This is a genomic window from Tissierella sp., assembly GCF_032104385.1.
GTDB lineage: Bacteria > Bacillota > Clostridia > Tissierellales > Tissierellaceae > Tissierella.
This window is the reverse complement of sequence record NZ_DAMCHJ010000012.1, coordinates 77,710-95,612: the sequence shown is the minus strand read 5'-3', so window position 1 is coordinate 95,612 and position 17,903 is coordinate 77,710. Positions and strand designations below refer to the sequence as shown.

The window sequence follows — 17,903 nt, the reverse complement described above, 5'->3', positions numbered from 1 at the left end:
CAACTATGTATTTTTACTTTATTCTATTATTCTATCATAATTGTGATAGATTTCACAGTCTGTTTATTTTATATAAGATATAATTGGTTAAAGCGTTACTATAATTAGCAAGGAGGGTACTCAATGAGTTATGAAATAAGAAATAATAAATTTAATTCCTATCTTGAAAGATGGAACAAAGATTATGAGATCTATGGACCTGTTCGGATACCAGGAGGAGGAAGGTTTTCTGATACGGATAATATACGTTATGAAAAAATCAAAAACATTGAAGATATTGAGTATAAAGAAAAATCCATTTTTTCTGCAAAGGAAGTATTATTTCCAGTAACAGAAACAATTTTTAATATTCAAGAAGAAAGACTTAGTGAACCAAATTATGAGAATAAGAAATATCTAATTTTTCTTCGTTCCTGTGATATTCATGCAATAGATAGAATGGATAATATATTTTTGAAAAATGGAAGGTTTGAAGATCCTTATTACAAAAGAAGAAGAGAAAACACTAAATTTATTTTAATGGGATGCAGTAATAGTTTTGAAAATTGTTTCTGTGTATCTATGGGAACTAATAGAACGGATAATTACTCTATGGGGATTAAATTATTTGATGATAAGGTTTATATTGAAGTCAAAGATCCAATATTTGAAGAAGAGTTTAAAGAGGAAAATGAAATTGAATTTACTCCCGATTATGTCTTAGAAAACCATTATAATGTTACAATTCCTGATGTGGAAAAATTAGACTTTTCTTTATTTAATGATGAAATGTGGAAGGATTATGAAAATAGATGTATTGCCTGTGGTCGTTGCAATTTTTCCTGTCCAACATGTACTTGTTTTACAGCAACAGATATTCATTATAAAGAAAATCAAGATAATGGAGAAAGACGCCGTGTGTGGGCAGGTTGTCAAGTAGATAAATTTACTGACATGGCAGGAGGACATTCCTTTAGGAGAGATTATGGTTCAAGAATGCGTTTCAAGACAATGCATAAGGTTTACGATTTTAAAAAACGTTTTGGAGAAACCATGTGTGTTGGCTGTGGTCGATGTGATGATAGATGTCCAGAGTATATATCCTTTGCACGTTGCATTAATTTAGTTTCAGAAAAGGCTAATGAAGAAAATAAGGAGGAGAAATAATATGAATCCATATATGACTTATCCTGCGAAGATAAAGAAAATTGTTAAACATACAGATATTGATTATACATTTTTTGTTGAAAAGATTATGGAAGTTAAAGGAGGACAATTTGTTCAGGTATCTGTTCCTAAATTTGGGGAAGTGCCTATTTCCATCAGTGATTTCCATGATGAATTAATGGAGTTAACCATAAGAAAAGTCGGTCATGTAACAGATGGAATTTTTAATAAAGAGGTAGGAGATTTTTTACAAATTCGTGGTCCCTATGGCAATAATTTTCAATCGGAAGTCCATTTTGGTAGGGATTTAATTATGGTAACAGGTGGAACAGGTCTTGCTCCTGTAAAAAGTGTAATTAATTATTTTCATAGGAATTTAGATAAAATAAATAGCTTTAAATTAATTAGTGGATTTAAATCTTCTCAAGATATTCTTTTTAAAGATTCTTTTAAGGAATGGGAAAAGAATATGGATATTTGTCTAACTATTGATAGACCAGAAGAAGGCTGGAGGGGAAATACAGGATTTGTAACAGAGCATGTAGCTAAACTTAATCTTCCTAATATAGAAAATATCAGTGTAATCATGGTAGGACCGCCGCCAATGATGAAATTTACTGGAATTGAATTGTCAAAACTAGGTATTAAAGATGAACAAATTTGGGTTTCATTTGAAAGAAAGATGTCTTGTGGAATTGGAAAATGTGGACATTGTAAAATCGACGAAACATATGTTTGTTTAGAGGGGCCAGTATTTAGATATGATAAGGCTTCTAAATTAATAGATTAGGGAGGGAAATGGATGTTAGATTTAAATACAAAAAAAATTAAAAAGAATGCATTTAGAATTACAAAACAACGAAATAAAACATCTATACGTATAAGAATTCCTGGTGGAGAATTACCAGCAGAAATCATTCCTACATTATATGAGATTGCTACAAAATACGGAGATGGTAAGCTACATATTACCTCAAGACAAGGATTTGAAATAACGGGAATTGATTTTGCTAATATGGATAAAGTCAATGAAATAATAAGTCCAATAATTGAGAAATTAGAACTGCCCTATGGAGTTGAAATCCACAATCCAAAGAAAGGCTATCCTGCTTCAGGAACTAGAAATATATCTTCCTGTATTGGAAATAGAGTATGTCCTTATGCAAATTACAATACAACAGAGTTTGCAAGAAGAATAGAGGCAGCAGTTTTTCCACATGATCATCATTTTAAAATAGCAACTACTGGATGTCCAAATGATTGTATCAAGGCCCATATGCAAGATTTTGGAATAATAGGAATGGCAGGTGTTCAATATGATGCTTATCACTGTGTAGGCTGCGAGGCCTGTGTGAAAAATTGTAAGAAACGTGTTGTTGGTGCCTTAGAGATGGTAGATGGAAAAGTAGTAAGAAATGAAGCTATTTGTATAGAATGTGGAGAGTGTGTTTTAACTTGTCCTATGCAGGCATGGTCTAGAAAGGAAGAAAAACGATATAAATTAGTAATTATGGGTCGAACTGGAAAGAAGAAACCACGTTTAGCACAGACTTTTATTCAAGGTGTTGACGAAACATCTATTATTAAAATCATTCAAAACACCTATGATTATGTAGATGAATATATAGACCGTACTCTTCCAAAGGAGCATGTTGGCTATATTGTAGACCGTACAGGATATCAAGAATTTAAAAAATGGGCATTGAAGGATGTAGAACTGCCAAAGGATGCAAAGGTAGCGGAGCATATTTACTGGTAACAATAAAATAATAAAATTAATAGGGGGATGGATATGAAGAAGGTACAATCAACCTGTAACTATTGTGCATTAGATTGCAATCTTGATTTTTATGTAGAAGATAATAGAGTTGTAAAAGTTGTTCCAACTAAAGGATATCCAGTTAACAATGGGTTTTCCTGTATCAAGGGATTATCTTTAGATAAGCAACAAACTACAGTAAATTGCTCGCCTTTGCCAAAAATCAAACAACCTGACGGAAGTTTTAAATATGTTTCATGGGAAGAAGGATTTGAATATGTAGCAAATAAATTATTAGAATTACAAGAGAAATATGGAAAAGAAAGTGTTGCAGGAATTAGTACAGGACAACTTACTATGGAGGAATTTGCCATATTCGGTCATGTTATGAGAAACTTCCTCAAAACCAATGTAGATGGTAATACAAGACTTTGTATGGCAACTGCCGTTGTTGCACATAAACAAAGCTTTGGCTTTGATGCACCTGGTTTTACTTTAAAGGATATTGAGTTATCTGATAGAATTATTTTAATTGGGGCAAACCCAGTGGTTGCCCATCCAATTCTATGGGAACGTATTTTAAAGAACAAAAATAAGAAATTAATTGTAATTGATCCTAGAAGATCAGAAACTGCTCAAAATGCTGATTATTGGTATGGTTTAAAAGGAAAGACTGATTTAGTTTTATTATATACAATTGCAAATATTTTAATTGAAAAGGATTATATTGATAAAGATTATATAGAGAAGAATACAGAGGGATTTGGAGAATTTAAGTCCTTTGTGAAATCCTATACCTTAGATAAGGCTATAGAGATTACAGAGTTAAGAGAAGAACAAATTTTAGAACTTGTAGAATTAATTCATAGTGGAGAAAGAGTATCCTTTTGGTGGACCATGGGAGTTAACCAAGGGTATGAGGCAGTACGTACTGCACAAGCTATTATCAATTTAGCTTTAATGACTGGAAATATTGGAAGAGAAGGTACGGGAGCTAATTCCATTACAGGACAATGTAATGCAATGGGTTCTAGAGCCTATAGTAATACTGCTTGTTTCTTTGGTGGGGGAGATTTCAATAATCCTAATAGGAGAAAACGTATTTCAGAAGTTTTAGGAGTTAAGGATTCGGATTTAGCAGAAAAGCCAACGGCAACCTATAATCAAATTATTGAAGGTATCAATGAAGGCAAGGTTAAGGGATTGTGGATTTTATGCACTAATCCACGCCGTAGCTGGACAAACAATAAAACCTTTGCAAAGGCAATTGAGAAACTTGAATTATTTGTGGTTCAGGATATTTATGATGATACAGACAGTGCAAATCATTGTACTGTATTTTTCCCAGCAGTTTCTGGTATCAAGAAGGAAGGAACATATATAAATCTTGAGAGAAGGGTTTCTGCCATGAGACCTTGTTTAGAAAAAGGTGAAAATGAAAAAAATGATTATGAAATTATCTACGGAGTAGGTAATGCCTTAGGTATGGGTTCTCTTTTAGATAAATGGAAAACACCGAGAGATTGTTTTGATCTTATGAAAGAATGTTCTAGGGGAATGCCTTGTGATATAACAGGTATAACTTGGGAAGGTCTTGAAGGATCCAATGGTGTTCAATGGCCATTTAGAGAAGGGGAAGAATTGAAGGAAGACGAAAGACGTCTTTATGAAGATGGAAAATTTTACACTCCATCCAAAAAAGCAAAATTTATATTTGAAGATGCAAAAGAAAACCCACTTCCTACTACAGAAGAATTTCCCTATGTATTGAATACAGGAAGAGGTACAGTGGGACAATGGCATACTCAGACTCGTACAAAAGAGGTACAATTTATTGAAGATGTTAGTATTAAAAAATCATATATTTATATGAATAGTAAACTGGCTTTAGAAAATGGAATTAAAGAAAATGATTTTATACGTGTTTATTCTATTAATGGAGAAGATGCAGATTTCTTTGTAAAAATAACGGATAATTTACGATATGAACAGCTTTATGCACCAATACACTATATTGAATGTAATAAACTTACGCCTTCGCTTTATGACCCTTATTCAAAGGAGCCATCCTATAAGGCGACACCGATCTATTTTGAAAAACTCTAAGGAGGGATAGAGATGAAAAGAATAAAGATAGATAGAAATAAATGTATTGGATGTTTAACCTGTGTTACTGCCTGTGTAGTATCTCACAAAAGTGATGATGCAAGAAATCGTGTTGTAATAGATAGTGAAACAAAAGCATCACCTATTTTCTGCCGCCATTGTGATTTACCTGAATGTACCTATACTTGCATGACTGGTGCAATGCATAAGAATCCAGAAACTGGATTTGTAGAATATGATAGTGAGCAATGTGCCAGTTGTTATATGTGTATTATGGCCTGTCCTTATGGAGTTCTTAAAAGTGATAGAATCAATCATGAATTAATTATGAAATGTAATATGTGTGTTCATCGTACTGAGGATGGCTCACCGAAGCCAATGTGTGTTGAAAAATGTCCAATGCATGCAATTACTTTAGAGGAGGTATAGTATGAGGTATGTAATTTTAGGTTCATCTGCAGCAGGTGTTAATGGTGCAAAAGAGATTAGAAAACTAGACCCTAATGGGGAGATTATTATGATTTCTAAAGATGAGACTATATATTCCAGATGTATATTGCATCATTATATGTCTAGGCATCGTACAATGGATAGACTTAGATTTGTAGAAGGGGATTTTTTTGAACGCTATAGAATTAAATGGGTTGGAGGTACAGAAGCAGTAGGTTTAAATGCAGAGAAAAAAGAAGTATATCTATCTAATGGAGAAACTGTTGGATATGATAAGCTCCTTATAGGAACAGGTTCTAATTCCTTCTTCCCACCTATTGAGAATATGAATAAGGCTAAAAATGTTTTGGGATTTAGAAATATAGATGATTGCATAGAAATCATGAAGAAAATAGATAAGGTAGACAATATTGTTATAATGGGTGGAGGATTAGTAGGTGTTGATGCCCTTACAGGATTAATAGATTTCAAAAAAAATCTATATTTAGTAGAAATGCAGGATAGATTATTATCTATTCAATTAGATAAAAGAGCTGCTAAGACTTATGAAGATGCTTTTCGTAAGAGAGGAGTAAACTTTTATTTTGGAGTTGGTGCTCAAAAGTTAAATCTTCATGAGGAATATAATATTAAAAGTCTTACTTTAAGTAATGGGGAAGAAATCCCTTGTGAATTGCTTATTGTAACTGCTGGAGTTCGTGCTAATATTGGTTTCTTAAATGATTCTACAATTGAAGTAGATAAAAAAGGTCTTGTTATTGATAGAAGTGGAAGAACTAATGATTCTGATGTCTATGGTGCAGGAGATGTTACTGGTCGAGGACCTATATGGCCTGTAGCAGTAAAGGAAGGAGTTATTGCTGGCAGCAATATGGTAGGAGTTCATAGAGAGATGACAGATTTCTTTACCAGTAAATCTACTATGAATTTTTTTGGTATTCCAACTATGTCATTGGGAATAAATGAGCCATTAGATAGTAGCTATTCAGTAGAGATAGAAGAAGATAATAGGGGTAATTATAAGAAGGTAATTCACAAGGATGGAAAGATATATGGAGCTACTCTTCAAGGAGACTTGTCCTATGCAGGAGTACTAACACAGTTAATTAAAGAGAATATAGATATTTCAAAGGTAAAGAAACCAATTTTTAAAATCGATTACTCAGATTTCTTCAATATTACAGATAATTTTGAGTTCAGTTATGAATAGGAGGATAATCATGGATAAATCATTTATGGAAAGATTGGAAAATATGCCAGTACCTATTTTGCCTACTATGGTTGGAGCATTGACCTTATCTAATGTATATCAGGGGTTAGGTTTTACTGGAATACGACATGGTTTTATGTGGCTTGGAACTTGTATCTGGATTCTTTATTTAATAAAGATTTTAAAATATCCTAAAACCTTTAAAAAAGAATATTCTACTACGGTTCCAAGTAGTTTATATGCAGGCTTTACAATGGTTATGATGATCTTAGGAAGTTATTATATTGGATTTAACCAAGTTATTGGGAAAGGTTTTTGGCTAATAGGATTGATTCTTCATATAATTCATATTCTTGTATTTACTTATAGAAATATAATTAAAAACTTCAATAAGGAAAGTTTTTTACCTAGTTGGTTTGTTACTTATAATGGTATTATGGTTTCTGCCGTAGTTGGTGGAGCAATGAAAGAACCATTTATCTGCAAAATAGTTGTTTATTATGGGATTGTTATTTATCTACTGCTTTTACCTTTCATACTTAATAGATTAATAACAGTAGAAATTAAAGCACCAGTTTATCATACGATGGCAATTTTATTGGCACCATGCAGCTTATGTTTAGTAAGCTATTTAAACAATATAGAAAATCCAAATTCATATTTAGTATTTGGTATTTATTTTGCAGTTCTTTGTTCATTGATCTTTGTAGTTTATAAATTGCCAAAATTTTTCTCCTCTGATTTTGCACCAAGTTATGCAGGAATGACATTCCCAATGGCAATAGGAATTGTTGCATCTCTACAAATGTCTAAGTTTGTAGGAGGACTTGGATATGAGAAACTATCCATTGTTATTAAAGAGTTAGCTGGATTTCAAATTTATCTAACCACTGCCATAATAGGCTATGTATTAATTCAATTTTTAATAATGTTCTTAGGAAGTAAAAATAAATTAAATAAAGAACTGGCATAGTTTGAATTTTTGACTCAAATTAACAAAAAATGGGATTCTTTTATGGAATTCCATTTTTTATGTGGAAAAATTATTTTGAATGGGATATTCTAAATATATAATTGTATAAACAATTAATTAAGAGGTGAGAAGATGTATAAAATATTTGTAGTAGAAGATGATGAAAAGATTTTAAAGCTTATTAAAGATAAATTAGAGAGATATAATTATACTGTAGTTACAGTAAAGGATTATAACAATATAAAAGGAGAGTTTATAGCAGAAAATCCTCATTTAGTTCTTCTAGATATAAATTTACCTAATTATGATGGCTTCTTTTGGTGTAGGGAATTGAGAAGTATATCTAAAGTTCCTATTATATTTATATCAGCTAGATTTTCAGATATGGATCAAGTATTAGCCATAGAAAATGGCGGAGATGACTATATTATAAAGCCTTTTTCTTTTGATTTATTACTGGCAAAAATAAAAGGAGTAATAAGGAGAACCTATGGAGAATATGCAGGGGATGTTTCTAAGGATATATATGAAGTAGAAGGGGTATATTTATATAAAAGCCAGTCAACAGTTGAATGGCAAGGAAAGAAAATAGAGTTAAGTAAGAAAGAGTTTGGATTATTATATATGCTTATGTCTAATATAGATAAAATAGTATCGAGAGAAATCCTATTAGAAGAGTTGTGGGATGATGTGGATTTTGTTGATGATAATACTTTATCAGTGAATATTACAAGACTTAGGAAGAGACTAGAAGATATTGGAATAAAAGACAGTATTCAGACCAAAAGAGGGCAAGGATATTCTATGATAAAAACATGGGATTAGATGGTTTTAAATTTAATCTGACATTATTGTAAGATATATTTTTGACTTGAAAGAAAAATCAATAGATAACCTCTATTTATTTTTATATAGTATAGATAAAGAGATTAAATAAATTGAAGTGCAGTAGTATGTATTTAAATTTCGTTATATCTAATGACATATTATTTGAGGTTAGGCAGTGAAGGAGGAAAATATATGAAAAAAGTATTGATATTTACTGCATCTATAGGTGGCGGTCATAATGAGGCTGCATCTTGTTTAGAAAGAGAGTTTAAAAAACATGGTTTTGTAGTGAAAAAAATAGACGCTTTATTGGAGATAAATAAAGCATTAGATGCTTTTATAATTGGCTCTTGCAAAGTTTTAATCAATAATTTTCCTAAATTGTATGGAAGTTTATATAGCATTAGCAACAAGGAGAAATCCAATAAGTTAATTAAACACTCTTTTTCAAGTATTTCTAGAGAGAAAGTTTATAATATAATTTTACAAGAAAATCCTGATTTAATTATATCAACCCATGCTTTTATGGTTGGGGTAGTAGGCTCTTTGAAGGAAAGGAAGTTAATTGACATACCTTTTATTTCAATAGTAACAGATTATGAAGCACATAAAGCATATATAGATAAAAATGTAGATGCCTATATTGCAGGTAGTGATTATACTAGTAGAACATTAATAAAACAAGGAATATCAAAGGAGAAAATATTTTCATATGGTATACCTATTAAGGAAGAATTTTTAAAAGGATTTCAGTCTATGAATTTGAAATCTAGTTCTTTCCAAATTTTACTCATGGCAGGAAGTTTAGGTCTCAAAGGAATGAAAAAGGTATTGAAAAACATTGTTCAAATAGATGGTGACTATAATATTGTAACAATTTGCGGTAAAAATAGAAAGTTACAGGCAAGTATAGAGAAAGAATATAGAGAATTAATAGAAAGTAACAAACTTAGTGTATATGGATTTACAAATAATATTCCATTTATTATGGAGAATTCTGACATAATCATAACAAAACCTGGAGGATTGACTATTTCTGAAGCAATGGCAAAGCGACTTCCTATGATTATTCCCTATTATATTCCAGGACAGGAAAAAGAAAATCTTGATTTTTTGCTTAGACAAGGACTAGCCTTATATGTACCTAAGGTGGATTTTATTAAAGAACTTTTGGAATCTATAATGAAAAATCAGGAAATATTAGATATTATGAAAAAGAATATGGAAGAAATGTATAATATATCTTGTCTAGATAATATAGTTTATCTTGGTGAAAATTTGATTGAGGATTCTAATTATAGAATGGATTTAGAATATAGTTCATAGTGTAAATTTACTATATTGTTGTATTGTTTGATTTATTTTAATGAAAAGTAGAGGGATATATCTGTAATTTAGCAGATGATTAACACATGGGAGTAGATAAAATTGAAATTTAAAGATTATATAAAAGATAAACTCTTATATATTGTTATTTATTTTATTGCTATATCTTTGGTTATAACTATAATGATGTTGGACATTATAATCAGAAAAGAAAGATTAAATATAATAAATATTATCTACGGCTTTATTCTAGGATCTATAGCATTGGGCATATCAATATCAATAGAGTATATTAAAAAAAAGAGATTTTATACTCCAATAAATTATGGTTTAGAAAAAGATGAAGATTTACAATATATATATAATATTCCTGATAATATTAGTAATGAATATAGTTTTTTAAAGAAAGTTTTGATTAGAGATTATACTATTTATGTAAATACATTGGAAAGATATAAAAAGACTACAAAAACTCAAATGGATTTTAACAATATATGGATTCATGCAATGAAAACCCCTGTTTCCGTAATAAGACTTATGCTGGAAAATGAGAAAGATAAAGATATAGATGAAAATACTAGAAAAAGTTATGAAAGTATAGAAGAAGAAATAGAAAAATTATCTCATGGTCTAGAGATGGCTTTATATACTCTTAGGATAAATGATTTTGAGCTTGATTTTAAAGTAGAAGATATATCTTTATTGGAAATAATAAGAAATGTAATTAATGAGAACAAATCTGCATTTATAGTGAATTCTATATATCCTAAGATACTTTCGCGAGATGATATATTTGTAAAGAGTGATAAAAAATGGGTAAAGTTTATTATCAGTCAAATAATATCTAATGCTATAAAATATTCAAAGGTAAAGGAAAGTAAAGATAAGGATATAATAATAAAGATTTATAAAGAAGATGAGAATACTATAATTTCCATAAAGGATAATGGTGTAGGAATACCAAAGGGAGATTTAGAAAGGGTGTTTGATCCTTTTTTTACAGGTATAAATGGCAGGAGATATTTAGAGTCTACAGGAATGGGGTTGTATCTATCTAAAGATATATGTAATAGATTAGGACATAGTATAAATGTAGAGTCTATTGAAGGAGAAGGAACTACAGTTAGCATTGTATTTTATAGTGGCAAAAGTATTTATGATTTAACAAATAATTAATATGACAATTTTGTAAGAGAGAATTAAAACTTGAAAGGGAAATCAATATGATGATTTCCCTTAATTTATTATGATATATATAGAAAAACAAACTAGGAGGTAAAGAAATGACAGTATTACAAACTAAAGATCTATCTAAAATATATGGAAGCAAAGGCAAAGGCATATCCGTAAAGGCCTTAGATAATTTTAATATGAATATAAAAGCAGGGGAATTTGTAGGGATAATGGGACCTTCCGGCAGTGGTAAAACTACGTTGTTAAACATCCTTGCAACAATAGACTCTCCCTCTTCTGGAGAAGTTTTAATAAATGGAGAAAATCCTTATAGATTAAAAGAAGATAAACTGGCTATATTTAGAAGAAAAAACTTGGGATTTATATTTCAAGACTTTAATTTACTAGACACATTATCAGTAAAAGAAAATATTATACTTCCTTTAGTATTGGAAGGCTATCTAAAAAGAGAAATAGAAAAGAAATTAGATGAAATAACATCAGTATTAAATATTAAGGAGATTTTAGATAAAAGAACCTATGAGATATCTGGAGGACAACAACAGAGAACTGCTTGTGCAAGGGCATTAATAAACGACCCTGCTATTATATTAGCCGATGAGCCTACTGGAAATTTAGATTCTAAAGCATCATTTGATTTAATGAACTCCTTAGAAAATATAAATGAAAAAAAGAAGTCTACTATAGTTATGGTCACTCATGATGCCTTTGCTGCAAGTTTTTGTAAGAGAATAATAATGATAAAGGACGGAAAGTTTTTCACCGAAATAGTTAAGAGTTCTAATAGACAAATATTTTTTAAGGAAATATTAGATGCATTGTCTCTTCTAGGAGGTGGATATAATGAAGATATCTAATATGGCATTTAGTAATGTTAAAGGAAACTTATATAGATATATAATGTATTATTTAAGTAATTCCTTTGCCGTTACGGCATTTTTCATATTTTCCAATTTTGTATTTCATCCTTCATTAAAAATAAAGAATATAGGCGGCAGCAGTGTATCTTTAATGGGCGTAGTTAATAGTATGATAGCTTGCCAAGTTATAATAGTAATATTTTCAATATTATTTGTGAGTTATTCTACCTCCATATTTTTAAAGTCTAGGGGAAAGGAATTTGGACTTCTTTCTCTATATGGAATGACTAAGAAACAAATAAAGAAATATGTATTTATAGAAAACACCATAATATCTGCTTTTTCCATAGCAACTGGTATATTGTCAGGAGTAGTATTTTCAAAACTATTTCTTATGGCAATGGAAGCATTTATGGATATAAATCTTCCGTTTAATATATCCTTTAAGTCATTGGGACTTACAATTTTAGTATTCTTTGTCTTATTTGAAACAATAAGTATTCTAATGCTTTTTAAAATAAGGAACAAGGAAATAATACAACAAATTAAAAGTAGTAAAATACCTAAGGAAATACCAAAATTTTCAAAGATAAAATCAATTCTTGGTGTTGGTTTATTAGTATTAGGCTATGGTATAGCTTGGATTGTAGAAGGAGCTTTTGTACCTTTGGCTATGCTGCCAGTTATATTTATAGTCATAATTGGTACTTACTTTACATTTACTCAATTTAGTATAGCTATAGCTAATAGAATTTTAAAGAGCAAGGATATAATTTATAAGAAAACAAATTTAATATCATATTCTCAAATGATATTTAAATTGCAGGATACAGCCAAGGTTCTATTTGCAGCAGCTATTTTAGGTGCAATTACATTCACTGCTACAGAGACGATATATTCTTTCTTTACAGAAATAGCAAGTATATCAGGAATTGATACACCAGAGGATATTGCAATAATCCGAAAAGGAGAAACAATAGACGACATTCATAGTATAGATATGATAAAAGGGATATTAGAAAAACATGACTTAAAAACTAAAGGAATTTATACAGTGAAGAATATATGGGTTAAAAATGAAGCTAACAAGGACAATTCTCATATTAAAGAAGAAATATTAATCATGTCTAATACAGATTATAATAAATTAGCAGTTTCTCAAAATAAGGAGAAAATTATAGTAAAAGAAAATGAAGCAGTATATAATTTTCCTTATGAGGTATTTGGATATAATGGTAAACCAGAGAAGATAAAAAGATATCCTCTTGAAACAGCAAAATTAAGTTTAAATGGAGAAGTAAGAGAATATAAAGTAAATGATGAAATCCATCATAGTCTTATGGCATTAGGTAAATTAGGATATTTTGATGCATTTATATTAAATGATAAAGACTATAACCATCTATTACAAAGAGCTAAAGAAGATAATATTGTTATATATAATGGAATAAAATTAGATAAGTGGAAAAGCTCCTTTGATGCATCAGTAGAAATAAGAGATATGCTAGGTGACAAATATCAAGGAAGTTATTATGCTAAATCAATTCCATATAAGGATATTAGAAATAACTTTGGGCTTACATTATTTATAGGATTCTTTATAGCGTTTTTATTTTTCATAGCTTCGGGGAGTATAATATATTTCAAATTATTTAATGAAGTAAAACAAGATAAGATAGAATATGATATACTAAGGAAAATTGGAGCTACAGAAAATGAAATAAATAAAATAATTACAAAGCAAATAGGAATTATATTCTTTTTACCATTTGTAGTTAGCACTACACATTCTTTATTTGCACTGAAATCTCTTTCTAATTTACTTGAAAAAAATCTCTTTACAAATGGACTTGCAGTTGCATTTGGATATTTAGTATTTCAGATGATTTATTTTATTATAATAAGGATAATGTATATAAGAAAAGTGAAATATAATTGAAAATATATTCAATAATTGGTGATGAATAGTTTATAAAATGGAGTTCTTTTCAGAATTCCATTTTTTTGTAGCAATATTTGTTAAAATAGTGTATCCTTATAAGAATAATAAAAATATAAGATGATTTATTATTTTTTAATATATTGTTAATGGTTAATCGTTAATTAAGATAGGAGGACTGAACTATGCTGGGAACAATAGTTAATGCTTTGGCAATTATAATGGGAGCATTATTTGGAATAGGGATTAGAAAAGGAATTAAAGATGATTATAAAAATACAATAATGGATGGAATAGGTCTTTCAGTTATAGTTATTGGTATAATGGGAGGTATTAAATCTGAGAATATTATTTTAGTAATAGGCAGTGTAGTATTGGGAAGTATAATAGGAGAAGTTATTGGTATAGAAAATAAGCTTGATAATTTAGGAGATTTTCTTCAAACCAAATTTGGAGGGAAAGATAGTAATTTCTCTAAGGGTTTTGTAACAGCTTCCTTAGTTTATTGTGTAGGAGCAATGGCCATAGTTGGTTCCCTTGAATCTGGCATACAAGGAAGTCATGAGACTTTGTTTGCAAAGTCAATTCTAGATGGAATTTCTTCTATAATATTTGCTTCAACTTTAGGTATTGGAGTGGCATTTTCTAGTATTCCAGTATTTATTTACCAGGGGAGTATTACTATACTGGCTGATTTTGTAAGGAATTTGCTTACTCCAGAAGTGGTAAATGAAATGTCATCAGTAGGGGGATTATTAATTATGGCAATAGGAATAAATATATTGGGAATAAAAAAAATAAAGGTAGGAAATATGTTGCCATCAGTTTTTATTCCTATTGTTTACAATATATTAATAAATTTAGTTAAATTAATAAGATAAAAGTAAATTGAAAAATAAGAATAAGTGGGATAATTTCTTTAATATCCTTGTGAAAATAATATATAGGTAGTAAATATGAGATTAACTCTCTATGGTAAGTTAATTCCATATGAAAAATATGCTATACTAATAGTAACAATACAGTAAGAATTATTATATTTAAAAATTAAAGGTGAATATATTGAAAAAATTAGTGATAATAAGTGAAAGTAAAAATACTGGTACAAGATTAATAGAACAGATGAATGATTTGTTAAAAGAACATCTTAAAACAGAAAATATTTTAGTTTCAAAACTAAAATATTCAGAAGTAAATGCTGACCTTGTTTTATTTACAAGTATCTATGTAAAAAAAAGGGGAATTAGGTATATTCCCTCTGATATTCCAAATATAATATCCAAAAGAATTATAGATCATAAGAATATAAGTGAAATAATAAGTATAGAAGAGGGTAAAGATGTATTATTTATTAATGATTGTTATGAATCGGCTAGCGAAGCTATAGAGCAGCTTATAGAATTGGGATTAGACCATATCAAATATCATTCTTATTATCCAGACTGTACTTCTTACCCATGTTTAGAAACGGCAATTACTGCTGGGGAAAGTCAATTAGCACCATATAAACCTAAGAAATTGATAGATATTGGTACAAGAATTTTAGATATACAAACTATTCATGAAATAGGCAGAATATTAGATTTGGAAAGATACTTAGATGATAGTTTAGTAGTAAACTATATAAGGGATATAGTGGAGATTTCAAAATCCATAGATGAAAGCAGAAAGAAAAGTTTAGAGTCTCAGACAATGCTGGAAACCATAGTAAATGGACTTGACTATGGAGTTGCTTTTATAAATAATGAAGGTGAAGTATTAAGTTTGAATCCTAAATTTGAACATATCTTAGGAGTTAAAAGGAAGGATATTATTAAACGAAGAATTGATGCTTTTCTTCCTTTTGAAAATACAAATCTAAATGGGAACGGAGCATATATAGGTAAAATTGAAAATAGAGATGTATATATCCAATATAGGGAAGTTAAGATTTATGGGAAAATAGGATATATATTATCCCTTAGACATACTTCAAAGATAGAGCAGGGAATAAATTATGCTGATAATAAAGTTTTCAATAGAAAGTTGCATAGTTTCAAAGATTATCTAACTATAAATAAAAATGCATTGGATATCATAAGAATAGCAAAGAAGTTTTCGAAGACAGATTCCACTATTTTAATTGAGGGAGAAAATGGTACAGGAAAAGAGATACTAGCTCAAGGAATTCATATGAATTCTTTTAGAAATAATAGTATCTTTGTTCCTGTTAATATGGCTACTATTTCATCTAACCTTTTGGAAAGTGAATTGTTTGGATATGAAGAAGGTACATTTACTGGTGCTCTTAAGGGTGGTAAGATAGGTTTATTCCAAATGGCTCATGGAGGAACTGTATTTATTGATGAAATAGGGGATACACCTTTAGATGTTCAAGCTAAGCTATTGAGAGTCTTAGAGGAAAGGCGTATTAGAAAAGTAGGTGGAGTTGATGAAATTCCAATAGATGTAAGGATTATAGCTGCCACAAACAAAAATTTATTAGAATTAGTAGAAAAAGGGCAATTTAGACTGGATTTGTTTTTTAGATTAAATATTTTGCCATTGCATACTATACCACTTCGTAGAAGAAGGGAAGATATAGAATATTTACTAAAATATTTTATTAATATTAATTTACAACATAGAAGGATAGAATGTTTAGAGGAATTTTTTGAAAAAGAAACAATAGTATTTCTCAATAATTATGAATGGATAGGCAATGTTAGAGAGCTTATAAATTTAGTAGAATATTTAACTTTGATTTATAATGGAGAAAAATTAGGTTTATCATCTTTACATAGTTATATGATGGATGTTGAGTCTAAAAAAGAAAGGGTATATTTATCTAAAGAAGAGGTATGGATTTTAGAACAATTTGAAATACATAATAGAGTTCCTCTAGGCAGAACTAAACTTGCTGAATTAGCAATTAATGAGAACCTAAAAATAGGAGAAGGAAAAATTAGGAATATACTCAAGACCTTAGAAAATTATGGATTGATAGAATCAATAGGAAATATGGGTTCTAAGATAACAGAGGGCGGAAGAAAAATTTTGGAAGAATTATAAACCATGACATGGATATATATAACCATGTCATGGTTTATTTTGTCCATGGAATTAAATATGGACATATTTATATATTTGAAGATTATAGTTTATGAAGTTATCTCAATAAAGCAAAGTAGTAATTTGTATGAATATTTTAATAAATCTTTATAATATTTTAATTTAGGCATGAAAATTGCAATATATAATATTGAATTAATAATATTTTAAGGGAGGATATAATATGTCAAAGAAAGAAAGAGTTAAGAAAAAGCCAACTTTTATTCAGGGATTTTTTCCAATATTATTTATGGTAATATCTCTGACATTAGGAGTAGGTGTGCTAAAGATTAGGACAGAGCCTATTATCATCATATCGGCTTTTGTTGCTGGAATAATAGCCTGGAGATTAGGTTATAGTTGGGAAGAAATGCAGGCTGGAGTAATTGAAAAAATAGCAAGGGCATTGCCGGCGACATTAATATTATGGAGTGTAGGATTACTTATTGGTTCTTGGATGTTTTCAGGTACTGTACCTATGATTATTTACTATGGAGTGAGAATTGTAAATCCAAAGTACTTATTAGTAACAGCATTTATAATTTCAGCTATTTTATCTACTATTACTGGTACATCATGGGGATCAGCAGGGACAATAGGAGTAGCTATAATGGGTATAGCTGGAGGACTTGGAGCACCTCTTGCTCCAGTAGCAGGGGCAGTCGTAGCAGGAGCATATTTTGGTGATAAACTGTCTCCTTTTTCTGATACTACAAACTTAGCTCCATTGGCAGCAGGCTCTGAACTATATGAACATATTAAACATATGCTTTATACCACTATACCTGCTACTATAGTATCTTTAATAGTATATTTTATAGTGGGCATGGGAACCTCTGGAGAAGTTGGTACACCAGAAACTGTAGATTTATTGCAAGGTCAACTGGACAGTATGTTTAATTGGAATATTTTATTATTATTACCTGTAGTGTTTATTATTGCAGGGTCATTACTAAAGTTGCCTACTATACCTACAATGTTGGGAACAAGTATTTTTTCAGTAATTATTGGTATGATAGTTC

The 17,903-nt window shown here is 29.8% G+C and carries 15 protein-coding genes; all 15 read left to right on the top strand.

Annotation, left to right across the window (positions count from 1 at the left end; all coding sequences use genetic code 11):
* Positions 1-123 precede the first annotated feature (123 nt).
* Positions 124-1,146 (top strand): anaerobic sulfite reductase subunit AsrA, encoded by a 1,023-nt coding sequence (gene asrA / locus RT714_RS12225; RefSeq protein ID WP_313757959.1) that lies wholly within the window; start codon positions 124-126, stop codon positions 1,144-1,146.
* A 1-nt stretch (position 1,147) separates the two neighbouring features.
* Positions 1,148-1,936, top strand: coding sequence for an anaerobic sulfite reductase subunit AsrB (gene asrB / locus RT714_RS12220; protein WP_313757957.1), 789 nt, complete (start codon positions 1,148-1,150; stop codon positions 1,934-1,936).
* 12 nt (positions 1,937-1,948) lie between these two features.
* Positions 1,949-2,905, top strand: coding sequence for a sulfite reductase subunit C (gene asrC, locus RT714_RS12215; RefSeq protein WP_313757956.1), 957 nt, complete (start codon positions 1,949-1,951; stop codon positions 2,903-2,905).
* 33 nt (positions 2,906-2,938) lie between these two features.
* The gene (locus tag RT714_RS12210; protein ID WP_313757954.1) at positions 2,939-5,011 is read left to right on the top strand and encodes a molybdopterin-dependent oxidoreductase; all 2,073 of its coding nucleotides are present in this window, start codon (positions 2,939-2,941) and stop codon (positions 5,009-5,011) included.
* Positions 5,012-5,023: 12 nt separating this feature from the next.
* Positions 5,024-5,440, top strand: coding sequence for a 4Fe-4S dicluster domain-containing protein (locus RT714_RS12205; protein WP_313757953.1), 417 nt, complete (start codon positions 5,024-5,026; stop codon positions 5,438-5,440).
* A gap of 1 nt (position 5,441) precedes the next feature.
* Positions 5,442-6,671 (top strand): FAD-dependent oxidoreductase, encoded by a 1,230-nt coding sequence (locus tag RT714_RS12200; protein WP_313757952.1) that lies wholly within the window; start codon positions 5,442-5,444, stop codon positions 6,669-6,671.
* Between the two features lie 10 nt (positions 6,672-6,681).
* Positions 6,682-7,644, top strand: a complete 963-nt coding sequence (locus RT714_RS12195) for a TDT family transporter (RefSeq protein WP_313757951.1) — start codon at positions 6,682-6,684, stop codon at positions 7,642-7,644.
* 132 nt (positions 7,645-7,776) lie between these two features.
* Positions 7,777-8,469 (top strand): response regulator transcription factor, encoded by a 693-nt coding sequence (locus RT714_RS12190; protein ID WP_313757950.1) that lies wholly within the window; start codon positions 7,777-7,779, stop codon positions 8,467-8,469.
* Between the two features lie 195 nt (positions 8,470-8,664).
* Complete coding sequence (locus RT714_RS12185; protein WP_313757949.1) at positions 8,665-9,798, top strand: MGDG synthase family glycosyltransferase; 1,134 nt, start codon at positions 8,665-8,667, stop codon at positions 9,796-9,798.
* Between the two features lie 102 nt (positions 9,799-9,900).
* The gene (locus tag RT714_RS12180) at positions 9,901-10,974 is read left to right on the top strand and encodes a sensor histidine kinase (protein WP_313757948.1); all 1,074 of its coding nucleotides are present in this window, start codon (positions 9,901-9,903) and stop codon (positions 10,972-10,974) included.
* 107 nt (positions 10,975-11,081) lie between these two features.
* A complete protein-coding gene (locus RT714_RS12175; protein ID WP_313757947.1) occupies positions 11,082-11,849 on the top strand; it encodes an ABC transporter ATP-binding protein in 768 nt (255 codons plus the stop codon).
* Positions 11,836-13,791 carry an ABC transporter permease gene (locus tag RT714_RS12170; RefSeq protein WP_313757946.1) on the top strand — a complete coding sequence of 652 codons (1,956 nt, stop codon included), beginning with the start codon at positions 11,836-11,838 and terminating at the stop codon, positions 13,789-13,791. Before RT714_RS12175 ends, RT714_RS12170 begins: the two co-directional genes overlap by 14 nt.
* Positions 13,792-13,976: 185 nt before the next feature.
* Positions 13,977-14,672 (top strand): DUF554 domain-containing protein, encoded by a 696-nt coding sequence (locus tag RT714_RS12165; protein WP_313757944.1) that lies wholly within the window; start codon positions 13,977-13,979, stop codon positions 14,670-14,672.
* A gap of 181 nt (positions 14,673-14,853) precedes the next feature.
* Positions 14,854-16,842: a sigma 54-interacting transcriptional regulator gene (locus RT714_RS12160; RefSeq protein WP_313757942.1), complete on the top strand. Its 1,989-nt coding sequence runs from the start codon at positions 14,854-14,856 to the stop codon at positions 16,840-16,842.
* Between the two features lie 223 nt (positions 16,843-17,065).
* Positions 17,066-17,903: Na+/H+ antiporter NhaC family protein (locus RT714_RS12155; RefSeq protein ID WP_313757940.1), on the top strand; the 838-nt coding region annotated here is incomplete at its 3' end.

What these genes read in the sequence shown, in the direction of transcription:
- RT714_RS12210 (WP_313757954.1), top strand. Translation starts at nt 2,939, where the DNA reads ATGAAGAAGGTACAATCAACCTGTAACTATTGTGCATTAGATTGCAAT.
- RT714_RS12170 (WP_313757946.1), top strand. Translation starts at nt 11,836, where the DNA reads ATGAAGATATCTAATATGGCATTTAGTAATGTTAAAGGAAACTTATAT.
- asrA (WP_313757959.1), top strand. Translation starts at nt 124, where the DNA reads ATGAGTTATGAAATAAGAAATAATAAATTTAATTCCTATCTTGAAAGA.
- RT714_RS12195 (WP_313757951.1), top strand. Translation starts at nt 6,682, where the DNA reads ATGGATAAATCATTTATGGAAAGATTGGAAAATATGCCAGTACCTATT.
- RT714_RS12185 (WP_313757949.1), top strand. Translation starts at nt 8,665, where the DNA reads ATGAAAAAAGTATTGATATTTACTGCATCTATAGGTGGCGGTCATAAT.
- asrB (WP_313757957.1), top strand. Translation starts at nt 1,148, where the DNA reads ATGAATCCATATATGACTTATCCTGCGAAGATAAAGAAAATTGTTAAA.
- RT714_RS12175 (WP_313757947.1), top strand. Translation starts at nt 11,082, where the DNA reads ATGACAGTATTACAAACTAAAGATCTATCTAAAATATATGGAAGCAAA.
- RT714_RS12190 (WP_313757950.1), top strand. Translation starts at nt 7,777, where the DNA reads ATGTATAAAATATTTGTAGTAGAAGATGATGAAAAGATTTTAAAGCTT.
- RT714_RS12205 (WP_313757953.1), top strand. Translation starts at nt 5,024, where the DNA reads ATGAAAAGAATAAAGATAGATAGAAATAAATGTATTGGATGTTTAACC.
- asrC (WP_313757956.1), top strand. Translation starts at nt 1,949, where the DNA reads ATGTTAGATTTAAATACAAAAAAAATTAAAAAGAATGCATTTAGAATT.
- RT714_RS12200 (WP_313757952.1), top strand. Translation starts at nt 5,442, where the DNA reads ATGAGGTATGTAATTTTAGGTTCATCTGCAGCAGGTGTTAATGGTGCA.
- RT714_RS12165 (WP_313757944.1), top strand. Translation starts at nt 13,977, where the DNA reads ATGCTGGGAACAATAGTTAATGCTTTGGCAATTATAATGGGAGCATTA.